Raw genomic sequence first — 23,118 nt, 5'->3', positions numbered from 1 at the left:
TATGACATAGTTTCGGGATATATCAAATACAACAGTGTTGAACGTTATAATTGATACTACCTTAACTCCTTATCAAACCAGCGCATGTTTTCAATACCGGCGGATAATTTTAAAATTTTATTTGAGCAGTTGCCCGGGCTGTTTCTTATCCTGACCCCGGATTTTACTATTGCTGCTGTAAGTGATCTTTACGTTGAGGCTTCTTTAAAAACAAGAGAGGCTATCATTGGCCGCAATATATTTGACGCCTTTCCCAATAATCCTGGCGACCCCAATGCTGATGGTGTTTTTAACTTAAGGGCATCATTAAACTATGTACTCCAACACAAAAAGCCCCATGCCATGGCAGATCAGAAATATGATATCTGCCGCCCTGATGGTGTATTTGAAGAACGGCACTGGAGCCCGCTGAACACCCCGGTTTTTAATGAGCAACATGAAGTTTGCTACATCATTCATAAGGTGCAGGATGTAACTGCAAGCCGTATTGCCAGCAACCAACTGAAGAAGAATAAACGTGATTTTCAGTTACTGGTTAACTGTGTGAAAGACTATGCCATTTTTATGTTAGATAAAAAGGGTTGCGTAACCAGCTGGAACAGCGGTGCAGAATATATCAAAGGATATACTGCTGCAGAGATCATGGGCAAGCCTCTCGATATATTTTATACCGATGAAGACATTGCCAATGGCATTCCGAAAAATAATTTGCAATCAGCTTTGCAAAACGGACATTTTGAAACAGAAGGTTGGCGTAAACGTATAGACGGATCATTATTTTATGCCAACATTGTTTATACTGCACTCATTGATAGCAATGGTAAACACTATGGCTATGCGAAAGTTACCAAAGACATAACAGAAAAAAGAAAAAATGAAGACCGCCTTCGTTTTTTAGCCAGCATTACCAACAATATCCAGGATCCTGTAATTTCTTCCGACAACAATTTTTGTATCACCCGATGGAATGATGCCGCAGAAAAATTATTCGGTTGGAAAAGTGAGGAAGTGATTGGAAAGACAACCGTGGATGTTTTAAAAACCATTTACCTCTACCAACCCAGGGAACAAGTAATTGCAACTATTGCTGAGAAAGGTATCTGGCAGGGAGAATTGATTTATCATGCCAGGTCCGGAAGCCCCATAAGTGTAATTGTTACAGCATCAAAATTAAAAGATGCCGAAGGCAATGAATCCGGCAATCTTATACTGGTAAGGAATATTTCCGATCGTAAAAAAGCAGAAAAAGCGCTGAGTGATTTAAATAAGGAACTGGAGAGTAAAATTGCAGAACGCACTGAAGCAATCAAAAGAAGCGAAAAGCAATACCGTAATCTTTTTGCCAATAATCCTATGCCGATGTGGGTAATGGACCTGGAAGCATTTAAATTTCTGGATGTGAATGAAATGGCTGTACTGCACTATGGTTACAGCCGTGAAGAATTTCTTTCGATGACGGCTTTGGATATAAGGCCTGATGCAGATAAAAACGTGTTCATACATTCCGACCATTCCAACGCAATAACAGCTAACAATTACAATAAAGGTATCTGGAACCATAAGAAAAAAGATGGCAGTATTATACAGGTAGAAATTATTGTACATGATATTATTTTTGAAGGAGTAGCAGCAAGAATTATTCTTGCCAATGATATTACTGAACGAAATAAAGCTGAAGAAAAATTAATGGCCAGCGAAAAACGTTTTCGTGCATTAATTGAAAACAACAATGATATCATTTCGCTGATGGACAAATCGTTTAAAGTTATTTACCGGAGTCCGTCTGCAAGCCGTATTACAGGCTGGACGGATGAAGACATGACGGGCCTGGATGGTACAAAAAATATTCATCCGGACGACAGGGAATATGCTGCAGCAATTGTAAAAGAGCTAATGGCCAACCCCGGTAAACCTGTTAACTGTAAATTTCGTAACCTGCATAAAGAAGGGCATTATTTATGGGTTGAAGGAATGGTAGTTAATTTATTACACGATAAATATGTAGATGCAATAGTATTTAACTTTCGTGATGTAACAGAACGAATTGAAGCAGAAGAAAAATTAATGGCCAGTGAAAAACTCTACCGTGCATTGATTGAAAACAGCGATGATATCATTACGTTGATGGATGGCTCATTCCAACTTGTATACCGCAGCCCTGCTGCAGCAAGAATTACCGGCTGGACGAACGAAGATATGCTGGGTGTGGATGCTACCAGGAATATATATGAAGAAGACCGGCCAATGGCTGCTGCAATTGTACAGGATGTAATGGCTAACCCACGCAAAGCAACTACTTGTAAATTTCGCATGTGGCATAAGCAAGGGCATTATATGTGGGTAGAGGGTGTGCTTATAAATTTATTACAGGATAAATATGTAAACGCCATTGTGTTTAACTTTCGCAATGTTACCGAACGAATTGAAGCAGAAGAAAAACTTATCGTAAGTGAAAAACGTTTCAGGGCATTAATCGAAAATAATAATGATCTTATTGTTTTGCTCGATGATACTTTTACTGTAGTGTATCGCAGTCCTTCTGCAACAAGGATCACTGGTTGGGAAGATGAAGAAATTACAGGATTCAGCGGAGCCAAAAATATACACCCCGATGACATTGAAAAAGCTACTACATTATTAGAAGATGTAAAAGCAAATCCGGGCAAGCCGGTATATGGCAAGTTCCGTAACATGCATAAAGATGGCCATTACCAATGGATGGAAGGCGTTGCTATTAACCTGCTAAACGATAAAAATGTAAAAGCAATTGTATTTAATTCCCGGGATATTACAGCACGTGTGGAGAGCGAAGAAAAATTAATTAAGTCTGAAGAAAACCTGAAAGCCATTTTTGACAATGCAGCGGAAGGATTTATACTGGCCGATGCAAATGGCATAATCAAAGCCTTTAATAACAGGGTAGTTGAAAATATTTTGCTTAACCTTCAGCAGGAAATAGAAACCGGTACCAGTTTATTTGATTACATAGAAGAATCCAGGAAAGATTTTTTTATTGCTGTATTTTCAAAAGTGATCAATGGCGAAACCATTCAATACGACCGCTGTTACAACAGGACAAATGGTGAAACAATATGGATCAATTATATTTTTAATCCTGTTAAGGAAAATAATCAAACCGTTGGTATTTGTATTTCAGGACGTGATATTACCGTAGAAAAAATAGCCGAACAACAAAAAGAATTTGATCATAGTAACCTCCATGCTATGATCAACAATACAGGTGATATGGTTTGGAGTGTTGACAGAGAATTTAATCTAATTACTTCAAACCACGCTTTCAACGATATGATTGCAGCTGCAGCTGGCCATAAGATCACAAAAGGTTTTAAATTACTTAACGAAGAATTTCCTCCGGATACCATTAAGCGCTATAAAACTTACTATGAACGTGCGTTTGCAGGAGCCACCTTTAAAGAAATTGAGTATAGTGATACACCGTACGATTTCTGGTCAGAAATTTCATTCAATCCTATTTACGAAGGCAGCAATGTAATTGGAACTGCTTGCTTTTCGAGAGATATAACAGAACGCATAAAAGCGGAAGAACAATTAAGAAAAAGCTTTGGAGAAAAACAGGCATTAGCGCAAAGAATGTCGGTGATACTGAATACCCTGCCGGCTAATATTGCATTGCTGAATGAAGAAGGTGTAATTGTTGATGTAAATGATTCCTGGAAAAAATTTGCTGATGAGAACCAGTTTGCAGGCATAAATCATGGTATAGGGAATAATTACATTGCCATTGCAGAAAACGCAGCCGGTAATGAAAAAGCGGATGGCAATAAAGTGGCGGATGGATTAAAAGCTGTACTTGCAAATAAAATAAAAGAGTTTGTATACGAGTACCCTTGCCATTCGCCGCAAAAAGAAAGATGGTTCAGAATGGTGGTATCTCCGTTGTTGGAAAAAGAATATGCAGGCGCTGTGGTAATGCATGTTGATATCTCTGAATTACGGCTGCTGGAGCAGGCCAGGCTAAAAAGCAGCATGGAAGAACAAAAGAAAATAACCCTGGCTATATTGCAAGGACAGGAGAAGGAACGAAATTATATTGGGAAAGAACTGCACGACAATATTAACCAGATACTTGCAGGCACCAAACTATTTCTTACATCGGCTGGCCATAAAAATGCAACAGTAAAAGAATTGATCCAATACCCTGTAGAATTATTGACCAGCGCTATTGAAGAGATCCGTTCCCTGTGCCGTAACCTGGTGAGCCCGATAAAAAATATAGACCTGGAAAATCTGGCCCGTGGTCTTTTGATAAACTTTAATCATACTACGATAATAAAAACTGATTTTATTTACGCTGTACCTAAGCCATTACTTAGCGACGACCTTAAATTAAATGTGTACAGGATATTGCAGGAATTAGTTAATAATACCATTAAATATGCAGAAGCCCAATGCATAACAATATCAATAAAAGCCGGCAGGAATAAACTGCTTACGGTAATTGTTGCCGATGACGGCAAAGGATTTGATATCAGCAGTAAAAGAAATGGCATCGGCATTTCCAATATTATGAACAGGGTAGAATCTTTTGATGGCAATCTTATAATGGAAAGCAGCCTTGGTAAAGGCTGCAGAACAACTATTACCATCCCTTGCTGATAATGCAACAATAATAAAATAAATCACTATTTTACAAGTTGGAATGGTAATTCTCTCTGCTTCTTCAACCGGTTTTAAATTAAATCATGGGTAAAGATCACACAAAAGACCTGCTTAAATTTCTCACTGTTTTTGATGAAGACATTACAGAAACGGTACTTTGGCTAAGGGAATTTGTCTGGAATTTATATCCTAAGGCTAATGAACTGATCTATGATAACTATAATGCGGTAGCTTTTGGCTGGTCGGTAACCGACCGGTTAGGACATACGTTTTGTACTATTGCTGTTGGGCGAACGAGTAAGAATATTCATTTTGGATTTTACTTTGGCAGCCAGTTATCCGACCCTGAAAAAAAACTCATTGGTAACGGCAACCAATACCGGTATATCCTTGTAAAAAATAAAAAAGAATTTCCAAAAGTTTACATGAAAAAATTATTGAACGAAGCTTATGTAAATGCGTTGGCAAAAGTAAAAGACCCTAAACAAATTGTGGAAGGTACAACCATTACCAAGTCTGTTTCTCCTGTAAAAAGAGCAAAGAAAAATACAAAGCCAACCACAAAAAAATAAACTACACTGGTTGTACTACACACACCTTCACCCGATCTTTAAAAAAGCAAACGGCCGCTTTGCAGCAGCCGTTAGCATTATACATCAGAACCATTTTAATTTTTGATCAGCTTTACGCTTTGTGTATTTCCTGTACCGTCATCATACTTAACAAAATATATTCCGGCAGCAAGGCCGCTGATATTAAGTTGCGTTTGAAGTGTACTGGCAACAACTGCTTTACGTTGCAATATTTTTCCTTCGGGGCTCAATATTGTGATCACCGTATTTTCGGTTGCTTTGTTATGTTGAATAGTCACCTGTTCTCTTGCAGGCATTGGATAAATTTGTATTTGTGCAGTTGCCTGTGTTTTGCTGTAAACTTTTATTGTAGCAGAATATTTGCTTCTGCCATCAAAGTCAACATTTTTTACTCTGAAAAACAATGTTTGCACCGTTTTACCCGGGTAATCAAAACTATAAATTGATTTTCCTGTTGCAGTTACATAAGTAGCATTGGTAAAATTGATACCATCGGTACTGCTTTCTACATAATATCCTTTTACATTTACTTCTTCGCCCACATTCCACAATAACTTAATCGATTCATCAGTATTCTTTCTTGCTACAAATCCTTCAAAAGTTACCGGTAACGGACCGCCTGCTACAGAAAGTGCCAGATCATCAAATGTGATATTGCCAGGTGTAATAGCCCTGAAAGTAAATTCAAAGCGAATCAGGTGACCAACTTCAAGATCTGCATCTGCCAATGCTATACAAACATTTCCTGAAGTGCCTGCCAGGCTGGTGTAGACCGGGCCGTTTGCAGTGGTAGCCAATATCTCCAGCGGAGAAGTGCTTACTGCCGATATCACCCTTACCCTGTATTGGGTATTTACAGGAACAGTATATTTAAACCCTAATGTAACATGCCCGGGTTCACTTTGAACGTATACAGGAGAAATAAGACTCCCGCTGCGTCCTACAAGTCCGCTGCTTTCAATTTCTGCACCTGCACCCGCATTCCAGGAAAACGAAACATCGTTGCCGTCGGAGTAAATACTGGGGGAACTAAAACCCTCATCGCTAAGATTAAAATTCCGGAAAACACTACAATTAGTTACCGTAGTAACAACTGTTGGGGATTGTGCAGTAGCAGCAAGCCCGGATGCGATAACAACCGCCGATAGTAAAAACTTTTTCATAATTTTTTTTTAAGTGTAAAGAGATAAAAATTAAAAACTGCAGATCTGAAATCAACAGAAGTCTTTATACGGGAGTTGGAAATAATTTTGTGTGCCGTGTTGCGGCAGGTGGTGTGCTTGTGTGCTCAGTAGGCAGACTTATATATTGCGGTTTTACAACCGGTTTTAATTTTGTTGCCAGCATGTAAAGATGAGCACTAAAGGCTGGTTATTTGTTACATAACTTTCATATTTTCTTGCATGATTCACACATTGGGCTATTAAGCAGTTGTTAAAGGTCACCTGTCAGCCACAGTATGCTTATATAAACGAATATGAATAAAATAATTCTGTTTAACTTCGGAAAACCATGTGTGATCTTTAATGTACAAACAACAATTGTAAACTCATTTAAAATATGTCGGACATTGCAGAAACAATCCAGGAGCCGCTTGAGCAAGCCGGCAAAAGTAATATTAATTCCAGGGTGGCGTTATTTGTAGCATTAACTGCCACTTTTATGGCGCTTTGTAATGTTAAAGACGGCAACATCGTCCAATCCATGTCGCAGGCACAGGCGCATGGGATTGATGCATGGTCGTATTACCAGGCTAAAAGCACCAAACAAGCGATTGCTGAAAATACAGTAGGATTGCTTAAAGAACAGCATGCAGCAGGATCGGATGTGCAGATAAAGAAATACGAAGATGAAATAGTACGCTACGAAAAAGAAAAAGAAACAATAAAAACTGAAGCCGAAGGTTTTCAAAAACAATACGACGATATCAATCTTTTCGACGACCAGTTTGATATGACGGAAGCGCTGTTAACTATCTCCATCGCCATGTTTGGCATTACTTCCCTTACACAAAAAAGATGGCTCTTGTATTTTTCAGGCACTGTAAGTTTGTTGGGTTTTATTTTGGGGTTGGCTGCATTTATGAAGATCAGTTTACATTCTGATTTTATTTCAAAAATATTAGGCTAAACAAATGAAAAAAATTGTAGCACTTATTTTATTTTTCAATATCCTGCAGGCAGATGCCCAAAATGAAAAAACAATTGAACAAAACTTATTAACCACATTTAAGAAAATTGATTATTGGCTGGAACACTATGAGAGCAGCGATAAAGTGCATTCTAGTGATTCGATCGCCGCAGTAAACGAAATCTTCCTGGCCAAACTGTTGAAATACACTGCAGCAAATCCTTCTACTATTACTTATCCATTTAAGGCATTGCAGAAAGAAGGCGTAAACATCGCCACTTCTGATGATGGGCTATTCAGAATTTATTCCTGGAATACTTTTATGGGAGGAACGGCACATGATTTTGACGTGGTATACCAGTATAAAAGCAATAATAAAGTATTTTCAAAAGCACCCGATTATATCTATGAGGAAGGAGATTTTGGTGCATCATATTCCGCAATTCATACTGTAAAAGCAGTCAACAAAACTTATTACCTTGGAGTAAGCCTGGCAACATTTTCTTCAAAAGACTGCTACCAGGCAATTAACGCATTCACTATTGAAAATAATTCACTAAACGATTCTGTACAAATCATTAAGACAAAAACGGGCCTTAAAAATGAACTGGGCTTCGAATTCAATTTCTTTTTGCTGGAAGGCCATAATGAAAGGCCTTTACAACTGGTATATTATGATAAAGTAAAAAAAATATTAAAAATACCCGTAGTTATTGAAGCAGGTAAAGTAACCAGTAAATTCATCATGTATAAATTTACCGGCAAATACTTTGAGAAGATATAACTGTTGGCCAGGAGCCACCTGACAAAAATCATAGAAATTTTAACCTATTTATAAAAACAAAGTATTATAAAGTGTGTACCTTTGCAATAGCAAATGAAAAAAATTACCGCCATATTCCTTATTACCATCTACTCCCTCACTACATTAGGTATCGGGATAAGGCAGTTTTATTGTTGCGGTAAACTAAAGTCCACCAACATAACATTGGTGCAGGAAGCCAAAGAAAAATGCAGTAATTCCGATGGCATGAAAGGCTGCTGCAAAACACAATTCAAAAGCCTCAAAGTAAAAGACAGCCATTTTGCAGCTGATGGCATTACTGCTTTTGTTAAACATTTTTCTGATCTTCATGTAGCAACTCCCTTATTAGAAGTAAAAGCACCGGCAAACGAACCCGTGGTTGTTGCCAATGCAAGTAATGCTCCGCCACCTAAGCTTAATGGTGTTCCTGTTTATATCCTCAACTGCACTTACCGTATTTGATTTAATCTCCTCTTTAGCAACAGGCTCTTATAGTACTGTATGCATAGCTGTTTATTGTACAGCATTCTCTTAATTTTTATTACAACTTATATTAATGAAGTATCCGGCAATAACTGGTATACTATTATTTAATTGAAAATATTTCGTCATCATAAAATCAAATCAAAATGAAAAAAGTAACCTTAATTGTAATTGCTGTAATGGCATCACTTACAATGTTTGCTCAAAAAAACAAAATGCATAAAGCGGACACCACTATGTCTGTAAAAGCAAAATATTGTTGCTCTATGCACCCTGAAGTAACCAGCGATAAACCTGGCAAATGCACCAAATGTGGTATGGATCTTACCAAATCAAAAAAGGAACACATGAAAATGGAAGTGATGAAATCTTATTCCTGCCCCATGCATCCTGAAGTAACCAGTGACAAGCCGGGCAAATGCACTAAATGCGGAATGGATCTTTCTGAAACAAAGACAAAGGTAAAAACCAAAAGAGGTTAATTAAGTAACCAGTTTGCAGCAAACAAAATTTGTTGCAAACTGGTTTTATGATTTAAATTTTATGACAATGAAAACGAAACTATATTTTTTGATATTACTGCTGTTTTTTTCTGCGGGTATATCAAATGCACAAAATAATAAACCCATTACAAAAGACACCAGCGTAAGCTTTAAAGTATTCGGTGCCTGTGAGCAATGCAAAGCCCGTATTGAAGGCGTGGTAAAAGGCAGGGGTGTAAAAAAAGCGAACTGGGATGTTGATAGCAAAATATTAAGCCTCACGTATAATCCTTCGCAAATTTCATTAGACAAAATAGAAAACCGCATTGTTGCAGTTGGCCACGACCTTGAAAATAAAAAAGCGAAAGACAATGTTTATAAAGAGCTTCCTTCCTGCTGTCATTACAGGGAAATGGAAACAATGATTCATCAAGCCGGTACAGATACTATAAAAATGTATCCTAAAGATTCTGCGATAGAACAGCACCCTGTTAAAACTGAAGCTGTAGTTCCGGAAACTAAAACAAACACACATGTTGTAAAAGGTGTGGTATTAGAGACCACAAAAAAAGGAGAGTTCACGCCTTTGCCCGGTGCCAGTGTAATCTGGTTACATTCCAAACAAGGTGTATCAACAGACAGCACAGGTATTTTTTTGATTCCTCATGATGGTAGCGGCAGCAGGTTATTGATCAGTTATGCCGGTTACCAGCCCGATACTATCAGTGTTGTTGATATGAATGAATTGAAAATTATTTTAGCCGCTAACAAACAACTGAAAGAAGTAACGGTACTTTCTAAACAACGGTCTACTTATTTAGCCGCTGCAAATCCTATCCGCACACAAATAATGACGGATAAAGAATTATTTAAAGCGGCTTGTTGTAATCTGAGCGAAAGTTTTGAAACCAATCCGTCGGTGGATGTTTCCTATAATGATGCGGTAACAGGTTCTAAACAAATTCAATTACTGGGATTGAGTGGAAACTATACACAGCTAACTGTAGAAAATTTACCAGGCCCAAGAGGTCTTGCAACTCCCTTAGGTTTAAATTCAATTGCCGGGCCATGGGTGGAATCGATACAACTCACTAAAGGTATAGGCTCTGTTGCCAATGGTTATGAAAGTATTGCCGGGCAAATAAATGTAGAATTAAAAAAACCGGAGAACAGTGAAAAATTATTTGCTAATGTTTATGTGAATGATGTTGGCAAAACAGACCTCAATTTAAATCTTTCACAAAAGATCAGCGGCAAATGGTCAACCGGGTTATTACTGCACGATGATTTTTTATCTAACAAGAAATTAGATTTTAATAAAGATGGTTTCAGAGATCTGCCCACCGGCAATCAATTCAACCTGATCAATCGCTGGAAGTATGATAATGGCAAAGGATTTCTCACCCAGTTTGGTGTAAAAATACTAACTGATAAAAGAACCGGTGGCGAAGTAGGCTATGATCCTGCAATTGATAAGAACACTACCAATAAATATGGCCTTGGTATCAACACCCAACGTTATGAGGCATTTGCAAAAATCGGCTACGTTTTTCCGGAGAAGAAATACAAAAGCATCGGTTTGCAATTATCTGCCATTGATCATCAGCAGGATTCTTATTTTGGCTTAACCACATACAATGCTAAACAAGAAAATTTTTATGCCAATTTAATTTATCAATCTATCATTAATAATACCAAACATAAATTCAGAACAGGTTTAAGTTTTTTATCTGATCGTTACAATGAAGATTTGAAAGCAGTGAATTATAAACGCACAGAAAATGTGCCCGGCACTTTTTTTGAATACACTTTTACGCCAAACGAAAAATTCAGTCTGATAGCAGGAATAAGAGGCGATCATAATAATCTCTATGGCTTTTTTGCAACACCACGATTACATATGCGGTACGAGCCAGTAAAGGGTACTACCATACGTGCAAGTGCCGGCCGTGGGCAACGTACTGCTAATATTTTTGCAGAGAACACCAGTGTATTGGTAAGCTCACGGCAAGTGAATATTATGAATGCTGCTGCTGGAAAGGCCTATGGCTTAAATGCAGAAGTTGCCTGGAACAAAGGTATCAGTGTAGATCAGAAATTTAAACTCTTTCAGCGTGACGGATTATTAAGCCTTGATTTTTTCAGGAATGATTTTACTAACCAGGTAGTAGTAGATTTAGAAAATCCTGCGGAAGTGAAGTTTTATGATTTGCAGGGCAAATCGTATTCCAATAGTTTCCAGGCAGAGGTAAATATTGAACCTATAAAAAAGTTAGACCTGAGATTAGCGTATCGTTATTTTGATGTAAAGACAACTTACAGTAGTAAACTATTGCAACGGCCTTTAATTGCAGCTAACAGGGCTTTCGCCAATCTTGCTTATGCTGTTGAAGGATGGAAATTTGATTACACGATTAACTTCAATGGTAAAAAAAGAATTCCGAATACATCATCTAATCCTTTGCAATACCAGAGAGATGAATATTCTCCTGATTTTATTTTGATGAATGCACAGATCAGCAAAACTACAGGTAAAAAACATCCGATGGATTTTTATATCGGCGCAGAAAATCTTACCAATTATTTTCAGCACAATGTAATTGTTGCAGCCAATCAACCTTTCGGGCAATACTTTGATGCATCATTGGTTTGGGGGCCGGTAACAGGAAGGATGCTGTATGCAGGATGGAGGTATAAATTGAAATAGGGAATGGTATTTTCTTTATCGTGGATGAGTTTAAAAAATGCTCAATACTCAATGCTCAACATACAATATTCAATTAAAATGCCCCTGTGTTTTATGTAGATCATGTAGCATTAAATGTTTTCTCTTAATACCAGGAATTGAGTTTTTCTTAAAATAAAAACACTTGCGTTGCCTGGGCAGCACAAGTGTTTTATTTAAAACCGCAACCGGTGTAAACTAATATTTACAAACCTAGTGCCGTTTCTCTTCCTTGAACATTTTATCATAAGACCATGGGCCATTACCCATGACCAAAAAAACTATTAATAAAGCCAATACTACAACAGACAACATCAATTCCCCTGAAGGAATATTATCATTGCCGGAAAAACGCAATAAAATAACAGCACCGATAAGTATCGGCATTTGTGAGAGACATGCCAGCCGGGTATGTAATCCTATCAAAATAAAAAAGCCACCCAGCAAATGAGCGATCACAATAAACTGCCCGATTAATACCAATGCAAAAGAACCGGAATTCATATTCCCACTTCCCAGCAAACCAATAAGCGTACTCATGTTTACCAAAAAACTGATCCCTTTAAAACAGAGGAAAGCACCGAGTGATACCCGTACAATATCAAGCCATTTGGAGTGATGATTTTCACCCCAAAGCTCAAGGCGATGGAGATAATTCATATAGCTTGTTTTAGATGAAGAATAAAGACCTGCTATAAATTTAAACAAAATAAACAGTTTTTGCAATAGTAAGTTATCCACCTGCAGGTGCAACAAAAAAGCCAGAACAATCGTTCCGGCTTTCTAAATTATAATGATTAAAAACTATGCGCTTATTTTCCAAAAACTTTTTTCAGTAATGAAGTTACCTGTGCCGCCGGGTCTTTTCTTATCTTCTGCTCCTCCTGCCCTATAGAATAAAAAATACCTGCCATTGCTTTTTCGGTAACATAAGCACTAAGATCAGGATTAACCTGGCTCTTGGTGAGTGGAATTTTATTGTACGCTGTAAAGGCGTCTTTCCAATACGTAGTAGCATTTACTTTTGCTAATGAAGCTTCAATAACAGGCCGCATTTTTTCTGTAAGCTTTGCTGTGGTGTTGGCTTTTAAATAATCAGTGGCTGCAAAATCACCTCCTTTTAATATTTTCAATCCGTCAGTAACGGTCATTTGTTTTACCGCATCAATAAAAATGGTAGAAATTCCGCCTGCTGCATCTTCCGCTGCCCTGTTCATTGATAAAATGGCTTTATCTGCCAAAGAACCTAAACCGGCTTTGCGCAAAGTAGATTCTACTTTTTGTGCTTCCGGTGGCATTAAAATTTTTATGGCTGCATTGGTAAAAAATGCATCTGTTTTGTGTAATCTTTTTGAAGCACTGTCGGTACCAATGGTCAATGCTTCTTTTAAACCGTTGATGATATCATCATTGCTCAATCCTGATCCGCTGGTGGATTTTCCAAGACCGGACAAGATATTTCCGCTACTATCTTTAGAAGTAGCTTTTTTTATCTTACCTAAAATGCCTTGTGCATTAACAAAAGAAACGGCTGCAACAGCCAATAAAACGAAAGTAAATTTTTTCATATTCAGATTTTAAGACTTAGACGACAAAATTATCGGTTAATATGCTAACATATGGTTAATACTCCGGAATAGTTGTTTACATATTCCTGCAACAAATTCCAGTATTTTTACAACCACAATAATATATTAAAAACCATACCAAAAGCAATTTTTACATGGCCGCAAGGAAAAAGATATTAGCCATTTCGGGAAGTACCCGCCAGAATTCTACCAATTTTAATTTATTGAAGGCTATTGAACTTTTATTTGAAGATGCTATTGAAATGAAAATATTTGAAGGCATTGCAGCATTGCCACATTTTAATCCTGATGATACAGACAAAGCTATTCCTGAAGTAATCCTATTCAGAGAGAGACTACGGCATGCTGATGGGGTGATCATTTGTACCCCTGAATATGCTCACGGTGTTCCGGGTTCTTTAAAAAATGCTATTGACTGGACAGTCTCTACCAATGAATTTTCTCATAAACCAACCGCATTAATAACAGCTTCCACAGATGGAAGAGCAGGTCATTCCGCTTTATTGGAAACATTACAAACTATTGAGGCGGAAAATGTAGCACAATTGCAATTGCTCATTCAATTTGCAGCTACAAAAATCGGCAAAGATTATATCATTAAAGATGAGGCTACACTTGTTGCAATAAAAGAATTGATTACTGCATTAATCAATACCATTGAAACCAATTCAATTGCTGAACATTAAAATACTGGATCATTATTATTTTTTATCGAAAGCGCTCCTGTAGGGCATTTATTCACCTGTTCAATTATCGTTTGTGTATCGGCACCTTTTGCATTGATCCATGGATGCGCTTTTAAATCGAATACCTGCGGTAATTGCGTTACACAGCGGCCGGAGTGTTTGCACAATTCGGGTTTCCATACTACCGTGATATCATCATTAGCGTATTTTATTTTCTTATCTACCTCTTCTTCATGATACACATAAGTACGCACTTTAGTATTGCCTTCCAGTATTTTTGAAACAGGGCAAGCCTGTGCAATTTCTGCTAAACGATTTTTCTGCTCTGCACTTACTTCAGCATCCGGGAAACTGATATCACGATCTATAAAGGTCAGCAGTTCTTCTCCCTGTTTGGATTGAAACAAATTGGTGTTTACAGCAATGGAAGGAATATCCCAGCCCTTGCGTTCAATATACATGCGCAGGGTTACCAACGTGCAGGAAGCCAATGAAGACAATAATAATGTAAATGGATCGGGGCCGGTATCTTCACCGCCGCTTTTAACAGGTTCATCGGCAATAAATTTACCATTACGCCATTCAATATTGCATTGATATTTTTTTGTACCGATAGTGCCATGCACCGGCTTTTCTAATTTGTATTGCATTGCAGTATTTTTAAAATTTATCTCTTACGCTTTCATCTAAGATCATTTTCCATTCCGGATGCCTTTTAATGTACGCCACCACAAACGGGCAAAGTGGTATTAACCTGAAATGATTTTTTTCCAGGTAAGCCAGTGTTTTTTCAATAATGGCAATGGCAACACCTTTGCCTTCCAATGCAGGTGGCACTTCGGTATGCAGCAGGCTGATAGTAAAATGATTTTCTGAATACACAATTTTTGCTTTATAGTCATCCACCATCATCTCAAATTGTTTGAGGTGTTCATTTTTTACAAGCGGAAGATTTACAAATTCATCTTTCATAATTATTTTTTTAATTAGTAACTCAATGTACCGAATTTTCCATTCCTGTAATCATCCATGGCCTGTTCAATTTCTGCTGCGGTGTTCATTACAAAATTATCTTTTGCTGCAACTGGCTCGTCAATAACTTCGGCAGACAAAAATAATAATTGTGCACTTTCTTCTGCACAAACAATTATCTCATCATTTTCTTTTTCAAATACAATTAAGTTATGCTCAGTAACAGTTTCCATGTTTACATTAATGCGGCCATTAACTACATACAGCAATGTCCAGTAGCCTGGTGTTGCAGCAAACTGAACTCTTTTGCCTTTTTCTATTTCTCCTATTATTGAAATTACCGGAGTTAAACTTTTTACCGGTCCCGTTTTACCTTCATAATCACCACTGGCCAGGCGAAAACTCACCCCTTCCTGTTCCAGCACTTTTGGCAATTGCTCTTTTGTTGCAGATTGATAAGATGGTGCATCAAATTTATTAGCTGCCGGTGCATTGATCCATAATTGTATGAACTCACTTACGCCGCCATTATCTAAAAAATTTTGTGTAGGGCCTTCGCTATGCAACAAGCCTTTTCCTGCAAACATCCATTGTACATCACCGGCTTTTACTACATTATCATGCCCGGCATTGTCTTTATGATATCCTTCTCCCTGCAAGGTGAATGTTACTGGCGAAAAACCACGATGCGGATGTGGATTGATACGCAATGCGGAACCGGGCTCAATATTTTTCGGCAGCATATGATGCAGTACAATAAAAGGATTGGCAAACCTGAAATCTTTGTGTGGCAAAGGTTGCAATACCGTTTCTTCTTTCGTGATCTGTTTTTCTCTTCCGGCTAAAATATGTTCAATTGCCTTTTTCATCATTAAAGTTTTTAAAATAAGGAAGTCAAGTTTTAAAAACTTGACTTCCTTGTAAAATTATAATTAATCTAACACTCCAAATTTTCCATTCTGAAATTCTGCTATCGCTTCATATATTTCGTCCTGTGTATTCATTACAAACGGACCGTAGCTTGCAATGGGTTCATCGATAGGCTCACCGCTTAACAATAACACTACTGCATTTTCATTTGCTTTGATCTGTATTTCTTCTCCTTCATTTTTAAACAAAACAAAACTGTGTTCAGCTGCATTGCTACCATTTACTTCAACACTGCCGTTAATTATCAGCAAAGCGGTGTTATGTGTTGACGGTACAGTCACTGTTGCTTCACCATCTTTGTTCAATTTAAAATCAAACAGGTTTACCGGTGTATAAGTTGCTGCAGGGCCTTTTACTTCGTTGTAATTTCCTGCAATTACATTTACAATACCACTGTTGCCGGGCAATTCAATTTTACCCATCTGGCTGGCAGTGATAGATTGATAATGCGGTGCTACTGATTTATCTTTTTTAGGAAGATTCACCCATAACTGTACCATTTCAAACGGGCCACCTTTTTTAGAATATTCTTTTTCGTGGTATTCTTTATGTAAGATACCAGCACCCGCAGTCATCCATTGCACATCACCGGGATTAATGATACCACTGTTACCGGCGCTATCATGATGTGCCACACTGCCTTTGTAAGCAATGGTCACGGTTTCAAAACCTTTGTGCGGATGCACATCCACACCTCTTAGTTTTTCAGTTGGTGTAAAATTAAATTCAGCACCAAAGTCCAGCATTAAAAACGGGCTTATTCTTCTCTGGGGAATATTAGCACGAGGTATAAAATTATATACCCTGAAACCATCTCCCACCATGCCTGGTTGTTCAGGTCTTTTTATTATTCTTTCGATTACTTTTTTCATACAATTTATTTTAATTTTTTTATTGAATAGTGATGGGTAATGCCGCTGTTTTTAGAGCATCATCAACAAATGAGAATGAAGGTTTGCTGGTGGCGTCTCTTTTTTGCAAGGCAGTTTTTATCTGCTCAGTAATTACATCATCGTTATTATTTTGCAAGAGGATCAGATCCGGTTGTTGAAACAAAAATAATTTACTCAGCTTTACTACATCATCTTGGATAGTGTTGCTAAAAACCACCGCATCAAAATCCACCTGGTGAAATTTTTCAATCGCTGTTTCTGTATCAGCCACTGTAACTACATCCCATTCGTTACCGGTATGTAAGAAATCATTTTTTCCCACTACCAGTATTGTTGTCCTGTTCATATACTTTCCTTTTTTTGAATAACAAAAGTACAATGGCAATAAACTAAAAAAAATAATGCAGGTTAAGGAAAAAACTTAATCAAGATTAAGTTTTATTTCTTCGCAGGAACTTTATTCAGCATTTTACTAAGGAATTCCGGCGTAACGCCAATGTAAGCAGCTACCTGCTTTTGAGGGAGATTTTCTATCAATGATGGATAGCGTTTGCAGAAATTGCCATAACGCTCCAGTGCAGAAAGACTGAGATTATCGATAAGGCGGTGCTGGTAAGTGGCTAAAGAATTTTCAGCCAATATCCTAAAGAAGCGTTCCAGTTTGGGTATGGCTGCATACAGTTTATCCAGGTCATTTTTTTGTATCAGTATTATTTCGCTATCATCCACGGCATCGATATACAATGTACCCGGCTCCTGGGTGATCATACTCCGCATGTCGCTTATCCACCAACCGGGCGGCGCAAATTGCAGGATATGTTCAAACCCATTTTTATCAATGGAATAACTGCGAAGACAACCGGCTATAACAAATACAGCCTGCTTTGTAATATCACCTTCCTGGTACAAAAACTGTTTTTTCTTTACTTTTTTAAATGACAATACAGCAATTAGCTGCTGCTGCTCTTCGGCAGTAAGGCTGATATGTCTGGCAATGGCACTTAATAATAGATCGGGCTGCATAGTTATTTATCTGTTTTCAAAAATAAGAAAGAATATGTAGTCATCGGCGAACTGTTTGTGTAAACTTAAAACCAAAAATCATTCATCATAAATTAAAAAGTGCTTACTTTTAAGCCTCTTAATTTCTTCAACCTCTTATAAAGCTTTTCCAATGAAAAAAATGTTTGCTGTATTTGTTTGCATGCTTGTCAGTCTGCAGTTTTTAATAGCCCAGGTTAGCGTAACCAGCCTGCTCACAGAAAATCTCTCCAATCCATTGAGCATTGATGTTGCCACTCCCCGACTGAGCTGGCAATTGGCAAGCAGTAAAAGAAATGTGGTACAAACTGCTTACGAATGTAAAGTAATGAATGGAAAAAGCGTTGTATGGAGCAGCGGCAAAGTATTATCAGCACAATCAGTTATGATACCTTATGCAGGAAGCCAGTTGCAATCGGGCAAGCAATATAACTGGCAGGTAAAAGTGTGGGATAATTATGGCGCTGCATCTGCATGGAGTACTACGGCTAGTTTTAAAATGGGTTTATTAAATGCATCAGACTGGAAAGCAAAATGGATAGAGTCAGGTTTTGCAGAAGACAGTATCAATCGTCCGGCACAATATTTCAGAAAACCATTTTTGCTGAATAAAAAAATAAAAACGGCTACTGCTTACATTACAGCACATGGCATGTATGAAGCGCAAATTAATGGCAAACGTATTGGTGATTATTATTTAACCCCGGGCTGGACGTGTTATAACAACCGCCTGCAATACCAGGTGTATGATGTAACAGCCATGTTGAACAATGGCGCTAATGCCATTGGAGTTGTGGCAGGCATGGGTTGGTACCGTGGCTTTTTAGCATGGGATGATCATAAAAATCTGTATGGTAAAAAAACGGGCATTTTATTGCAGTTAGAAATTGAATACAATGATGGCACTACACAAACAATAATTTCTGATGAAAGCTGGAAATCTTCTTACGGTGCTATCCGCTATGCGGAAATTTATAATGGCGAAACAGATGATGCAAGAGAAGAAAAAACAGGTTGGTCAGCAACCAACTTTAATGATGCCGACTGGAAAGCCGTAAAAATTGGTGACGCCGATAAAGCGCATTTAGTGGCCACCTATAATGAACCTGTTAAAAAGCATGAAACATTTAAACCCATTAAAATTTTCAGAACACCCAAAGGAGAATTAGTGGCTGATTTTGGACAGAACCTTGTAGGCTGGGTGGAATTAAAAGTAAAAGGTAATAGCGGTGATAAAGTAAATATCTTTCATACAGAAGTATTGGATAAAGCAGGAAATTTTTATACAGAGAATCTTCGTGTGGCCAAACAACAAAACACTTATATTTTAAAAGGTGGTGGTGAAGAATTTTTTGAACCGCATTTTACCTTCCAGGGATTTCGTTACATAAAAGTAGAAGGTTTTCCCGGTGAATTGACACCGGAAAATATTACTGCAGTAGCGTTATATTCTGATATTAAATCAACAGGCACATTCACTTCTTCCAATGCATTGGTAAATCAATTACAGCATAATATTCAATGGGGACAAAGAGGTAATTTTTTGGATGTGCCTACTGATTGTCCGCAACGTGATGAACGCTTAGGCTGGACGGGTGATGCACAGGCATTTTCACGTACCGCCACTTTTAATTTTGGTGTAAATAATTTTTTCGCTAAATGGTTAAAAGATGTGGCATTTGATCAGTTACCCAATGGCAGTGTGCCTTTTGTGATACCGAATGTATTGGGTAAAACAGATGCCGGCTCAACAGGTTGGGCTGATGTGGCTACAATCATTCCATGGAATGTGTATTTAGCTTATGGTGATAAACAGGTGTTGACGGATCAATACAGCAGCATGAAAGCATGGGTGGGCTATATGGAAAAAGCCAGCAAAAATTATTTATGGAATACGGGTTTTCATTTTGGCGATTGGTTATTTTATCGCCCCTTTGATGATAATGATGGCCGCTCAGCGGTAACAGATAAATATTTTATTGCACAATGCTTTTTTGCATACTCTGCCCAGTTAACATTAAATGCGGCAAAAGTATTAGATAAAACTGCCGACATAACTTATTACAGCAACCTGGTAGAAAAAGTAAAAGAAGCTTTTTTAAAAGAATATGTTACTCCAAACGGAAGATTATTATCCAACACACAAACTGCACATGTGCTGGCATTAAATTTTGATATGCTGCCGGAAGCTATGCGTAAAGATGCAGCAGCAAGACTTGCAGAGAATGTAAAAAGTTATGGCAATCATTTAACCACAGGATTTTTAGGCACTCCGTATCTCTGTCATGTGCTCAGTCGTTTTGGTTATACCGATGTTGCCTATAAACTATTATTACAGGAAACTTATCCCTCATGGTTGTACCCTGTAAAAATGGGGGCTACCACCATCTGGGAAAGATGGGATGGCATAAAACCTGATGGCAGTTTCCAGGTACCTTCAATGAATTCTTTCAATCACTATGCATACGGCGCTATTGGCGACTGGATGTACCGTGTGATGGTAGGACTGGATACTTATGAAGATGGTGTTGGCTATAAGCATATCAAAATACAACCGCATATTGGTGGTGGCTTTACCAATGCTTCAGCAAGTTTGCAAACTTATTATGGCACTTTAAGCAGCAGCTGGAAAGATGAAGCAGGCAGGATTAGCATGGACGTGGAAATTCCTGCAAACACCACTGCTACTGTATACGTACCTTCTACTGCGTACGTAGCAAAAGAAGGCGACGTAATATTACCATCCCCGTTAAAAGATATTACAGTTATTGGCAAAGAGGATTTTTATGTGATTCTCAAAGTTGGTTCGGGCAAATACCATTTTGAGGGGATGCAATTATTTTAAAAATATTTTTTTTAATTGTCTAATTAAGGCAATGCCGTTCGTCATAGTAATGAAAACAGATTTTAAAACATCTAAAAACATTAACCATGACAGCGAAAGAAAATGCACTCAACTGGTTTGAAATATCAGTAGCTGATATCAGCCGTGCAACAAAATTTTACGAAACGATTTTTGACATTCAACTGCGCCAGGAGGAAATGATGGGTATGAAAATGGCTTTCTTCCCCTATGAAAATATGAACGGAACAGTGTCCGGGGGATTAGTGCAAGGGCCGATGCATAAACCCGGAGCAGATGGCACCAAAGTTTACCTGAATGGCAACCCGGATCTTTCCAATGTGCTTTCAAAAATTGACAAAGCAGGAGGAAAAGTATTGATGCCAAAGACAAAGATCACTGATGAGATCGGCTTCATGGCTTTTTTTACAGATACCGAGGGCAATACTGTTGCATTACATTCCAATAAATAATTAAAACATAAAAATATTATGAAAGAATTCTTATTAATTTTCAGAAGAGAAAATACAACTGATAATCCACCAATGTCGCCCGAACAATTGCAAGCCATGATGAAACCATGGCAGGATTGGATTGGCAGTATTGCTGCACAAAATAAACTGGTAACTGCGGGAAACCGTTTAGAAACCGACGGCACCGTTGTAAAGCCGGGAAATATTGTTACTAACGGGCCTTTTGTAGAAATAAAAGAAGCGATCGGTGGTTATACGATTATCAAAGCTGATTCATTAGCAGAAGCTACAGAAATTTCTAAAGGTTGCCCGATACTTTTTGTTGGTGGCAGTGTGGAAGTGAGAGCGATAATACCAATGTAACGGGATGCGAAGGGTTGTCAACCTTCGTAAAGTATCTTCTAAATTATAACCGCTCTCTAAGGTTGACAACCCTCACATAACATTGCCTCTGTACATTTACAGGGGCATTATCATAATGAACGAAACAGAATTGATACCGCATTTGTTCCGCACAGAATACAGCAAGATCGTTGCTGTACTTTGTAAATTATTTGGTATTGAGTACATGAGCACCGCAGAAGATATTGCCAGTGATACTTTTTTATTAGCTGCGGAAACCTGGGGACTGAAAGGCTTACCACAAAACCCAACGGCATGGTTATATAAAGTTTCAAAAAATAAAGCCATTGACCTTTTAAGAAGGAGCAAACTTTTCACTGAAAAAATTACAACTGCTATTACCGCTGAAGAAAACAGTGTTACAGAACCCGAAATTGATCTTAGTGCACAAAACATTACCGACAGCCAGTTGCAGATGATGTTTGCTATTTGTCATCCCTGCATTTCGGCAGAAGCACAAATAGGTTTATCCTTAAACATTCTTTGCGGATTTGGTGCAGAAGAAATTGCTGATGCATTTTTAAGTAACAAAGAAACGATCTACAAAAGGTTAAGCCGGGCCAAAGAAAAACTGCAGGCAGACAAAGTAAAAATTGAAATGCCCGATGCTGCAGCGATCAATCAGAGACTGGAGACTGTTTTAACTACTTTGTATTTATTATTCAGCGAAGGTTATTATTCCTCTTCGCAAAATACTACTTTAAGAAAAGAATTGTGCATTGAAGCCATGCGCTTAAACCTGATGCTTATAGAAAATGAACAAACTAATACACCCGCTGCCAATGCGTTGCTTTCGTTAATGTGTTTTCATGCGTCAAGATTTGATGCCAGGATAAATAACCAGGGTGAAATTATTTTGTATGAAGACCAGGATGAAAATCTTTGGAACACTGAACTAATCAATAAAGGAAAATACTACCTGAACAAAGCATCCACCGGTAATCAATTAACCAAATACCACCTGGAAGCCGCCATAGCTTTCTGGCATACGCAAAAAAAAGATACGCCTGAAAAATGGGAAAACATCCTGCAACTCTATAACAAATTATTACAGGTAGAGTACTCTCCCATTGCTGCATTAAACAGAACCTATGCACTTTCAAAAGCCAATGGAAAACATGAAGCTATTGCTGAAGCAGAGAAATTAAATCTTTCAGGTAATCATTTGTATCATTCTTTGTTGGGTAATTTGTATACCGATATCAATACTATTAAAGCAGTACATCATTTTCAAACTGCATTATCATTAACAAAATCGGCAGCTGATAAAATTACAATACTTAAAAATATCAGTACCCTTCAATAGTTATTAAATAAGCCTTCTTCTCCCATTTTTTTTATATCGATGCTCATAGTAAATGGGTGCCCCAAAAAATAAACTGGTTTATGACCAATACCAGCCAAATGATTTTGGTCATAAAAATATTTTTA

21 protein-coding genes are annotated in these 23,118 nt (G+C 37.8%); 12 read left to right on the top strand and 9 right to left on the bottom strand.

Annotated features, from left to right (window positions below; all coding sequences use genetic code 11):
• The first annotated feature begins 84 nt into the window (after window positions 1-84).
• Entirely contained in the window at window positions 85-4,638 is a 4,554-nt protein-coding gene (locus ACQ334_RS18925; protein WP_430989826.1) for a PAS domain-containing sensor histidine kinase, read from the top strand.
• An 86-nt stretch (window positions 4,639-4,724) separates the two neighbouring features.
• Complete coding sequence (locus ACQ334_RS18920) at window positions 4,725-5,213, top strand: hypothetical protein (protein WP_430989825.1); 489 nt, start codon at window positions 4,725-4,727, stop codon at window positions 5,211-5,213.
• 95 nt (window positions 5,214-5,308) lie between these two features.
• On the opposite strand, the gene ACQ334_RS18915 is transcribed toward ACQ334_RS18920, so the two are convergent.
• Complete coding sequence (locus ACQ334_RS18915; RefSeq protein ID WP_430989824.1) at window positions 5,309-6,397, bottom strand: T9SS type A sorting domain-containing protein; 1,089 nt, start codon at window positions 6,395-6,397, stop codon at window positions 5,309-5,311.
• Window positions 6,398-6,794: 397 nt separating this feature from the next.
• On the opposite strand from ACQ334_RS18915, the gene ACQ334_RS18910 reads away from it, so the two are divergent.
• The 5 genes from ACQ334_RS18910 to ACQ334_RS18890 all read left to right on the top strand — a co-directional run bounded on the left by ACQ334_RS18910 (window position 6,795) and on the right by ACQ334_RS18890 (window position 11,841).
• Entirely contained in the window at window positions 6,795-7,364 is a 570-nt protein-coding gene (locus ACQ334_RS18910) for a DUF4337 domain-containing protein (protein ID WP_430989823.1), read from the top strand.
• Window positions 7,365-7,368: 4 nt separating this feature from the next.
• Window positions 7,369-8,148: a hypothetical protein gene (locus ACQ334_RS18905; RefSeq protein ID WP_430989822.1), complete on the top strand. Its 780-nt coding sequence runs from the start codon at window positions 7,369-7,371 to the stop codon at window positions 8,146-8,148.
• 93 nt (window positions 8,149-8,241) lie between these two features.
• Window positions 8,242-8,631 (top strand): hypothetical protein, encoded by a 390-nt coding sequence (locus tag ACQ334_RS18900; protein WP_430989821.1) that lies wholly within the window; start codon window positions 8,242-8,244, stop codon window positions 8,629-8,631.
• Window positions 8,632-8,798: 167 nt separating this feature from the next.
• Window positions 8,799-9,134, top strand: a complete 336-nt coding sequence (locus ACQ334_RS18895; protein ID WP_430989820.1) for a heavy metal-binding domain-containing protein — start codon at window positions 8,799-8,801, stop codon at window positions 9,132-9,134.
• A 67-nt stretch (window positions 9,135-9,201) separates the two neighbouring features.
• Window positions 9,202-11,841, top strand: a complete 2,640-nt coding sequence (locus ACQ334_RS18890; RefSeq protein ID WP_430989819.1) for a TonB-dependent receptor domain-containing protein — start codon at window positions 9,202-9,204, stop codon at window positions 11,839-11,841.
• A gap of 231 nt (window positions 11,842-12,072) precedes the next feature.
• Here ACQ334_RS18890 and ACQ334_RS18885 read toward each other — a convergent pair whose 3' ends face one another.
• Window positions 12,073-12,519 (bottom strand): DoxX family protein, encoded by a 447-nt coding sequence (locus tag ACQ334_RS18885; protein WP_430989818.1) that lies wholly within the window; start codon window positions 12,517-12,519, stop codon window positions 12,073-12,075.
• A gap of 152 nt (window positions 12,520-12,671) precedes the next feature.
• A complete protein-coding gene (locus tag ACQ334_RS18880; RefSeq protein ID WP_430989817.1) occupies window positions 12,672-13,427 on the bottom strand; it encodes a DUF4197 domain-containing protein in 756 nt (251 codons plus the stop codon).
• Window positions 13,428-13,582: 155 nt separating this feature from the next.
• Between ACQ334_RS18880 and ACQ334_RS18875 the strand changes: the two genes are divergently transcribed.
• Window positions 13,583-14,134 (top strand): NADPH-dependent FMN reductase, encoded by a 552-nt coding sequence (locus ACQ334_RS18875; protein ID WP_430989816.1) that lies wholly within the window; start codon window positions 13,583-13,585, stop codon window positions 14,132-14,134.
• Here the strand turns inward: ACQ334_RS18875 and ACQ334_RS18870 are convergent.
• The 6 genes from ACQ334_RS18870 to ACQ334_RS18845 all read right to left on the bottom strand — a co-directional run bounded on the left by ACQ334_RS18870 (window position 14,131) and on the right by ACQ334_RS18845 (window position 17,952).
• Entirely contained in the window at window positions 14,131-14,784 is a 654-nt protein-coding gene (locus tag ACQ334_RS18870; RefSeq protein ID WP_430989815.1) for a (4Fe-4S)-binding protein, read from the bottom strand. The two genes, ACQ334_RS18875 and ACQ334_RS18870, sit on opposite strands and share 4 nt — an antisense overlap.
• 10 nt (window positions 14,785-14,794) lie before the next feature.
• The gene (locus ACQ334_RS18865; RefSeq protein ID WP_430989814.1) at window positions 14,795-15,106 is read right to left on the bottom strand and encodes a GNAT family N-acetyltransferase; all 312 of its coding nucleotides are present in this window, start codon (window positions 15,104-15,106) and stop codon (window positions 14,795-14,797) included.
• A gap of 14 nt (window positions 15,107-15,120) precedes the next feature.
• Entirely contained in the window at window positions 15,121-15,978 is an 858-nt protein-coding gene (locus ACQ334_RS18860; RefSeq protein WP_430989813.1) for a pirin family protein, read from the bottom strand.
• Between the two features lie 60 nt (window positions 15,979-16,038).
• Complete coding sequence (locus ACQ334_RS18855) at window positions 16,039-16,908, bottom strand: pirin family protein (RefSeq protein WP_430989812.1); 870 nt, start codon at window positions 16,906-16,908, stop codon at window positions 16,039-16,041.
• A gap of 19 nt (window positions 16,909-16,927) precedes the next feature.
• Entirely contained in the window at window positions 16,928-17,275 is a 348-nt protein-coding gene (locus ACQ334_RS18850; protein WP_430989811.1) for a hypothetical protein, read from the bottom strand.
• A gap of 92 nt (window positions 17,276-17,367) precedes the next feature.
• On the bottom strand, window positions 17,368-17,952 hold the full coding sequence (locus ACQ334_RS18845; protein ID WP_430989810.1) for a Crp/Fnr family transcriptional regulator: 585 nt from the start codon (window positions 17,950-17,952) through the stop codon (window positions 17,368-17,370).
• 151 nt (window positions 17,953-18,103) lie between these two features.
• On the opposite strand from ACQ334_RS18845, the gene ACQ334_RS18840 reads away from it, so the two are divergent.
• The 4 genes from ACQ334_RS18840 to ACQ334_RS18825 all read left to right on the top strand — a co-directional run bounded on the left by ACQ334_RS18840 (window position 18,104) and on the right by ACQ334_RS18825 (window position 22,993).
• Window positions 18,104-20,815 (top strand): family 78 glycoside hydrolase catalytic domain, encoded by a 2,712-nt coding sequence (locus ACQ334_RS18840; RefSeq protein ID WP_430989809.1) that lies wholly within the window; start codon window positions 18,104-18,106, stop codon window positions 20,813-20,815.
• An 86-nt stretch (window positions 20,816-20,901) separates the two neighbouring features.
• Window positions 20,902-21,285, top strand: coding sequence for a VOC family protein (locus ACQ334_RS18835; RefSeq protein ID WP_430989808.1), 384 nt, complete (start codon window positions 20,902-20,904; stop codon window positions 21,283-21,285).
• Window positions 21,286-21,303: 18 nt separating this feature from the next.
• Window positions 21,304-21,648, top strand: coding sequence for a YciI family protein (locus tag ACQ334_RS18830; protein ID WP_430989807.1), 345 nt, complete (start codon window positions 21,304-21,306; stop codon window positions 21,646-21,648).
• A 115-nt stretch (window positions 21,649-21,763) separates the two neighbouring features.
• A complete protein-coding gene (locus tag ACQ334_RS18825; protein ID WP_430989806.1) occupies window positions 21,764-22,993 on the top strand; it encodes an RNA polymerase sigma factor in 1,230 nt (409 codons plus the stop codon).
• Window positions 22,994-23,118 lie beyond the last annotated feature (125 nt).

Origin of the sequence: Ferruginibacter sp. SUN106 (assembly GCF_050611765.1) — a bacterium.
GTDB lineage: Bacteria > Bacteroidota > Bacteroidia > Chitinophagales > Chitinophagaceae > Ferruginibacter.
This window is presented reverse-complemented; position numbering and strand designations above follow the sequence as displayed.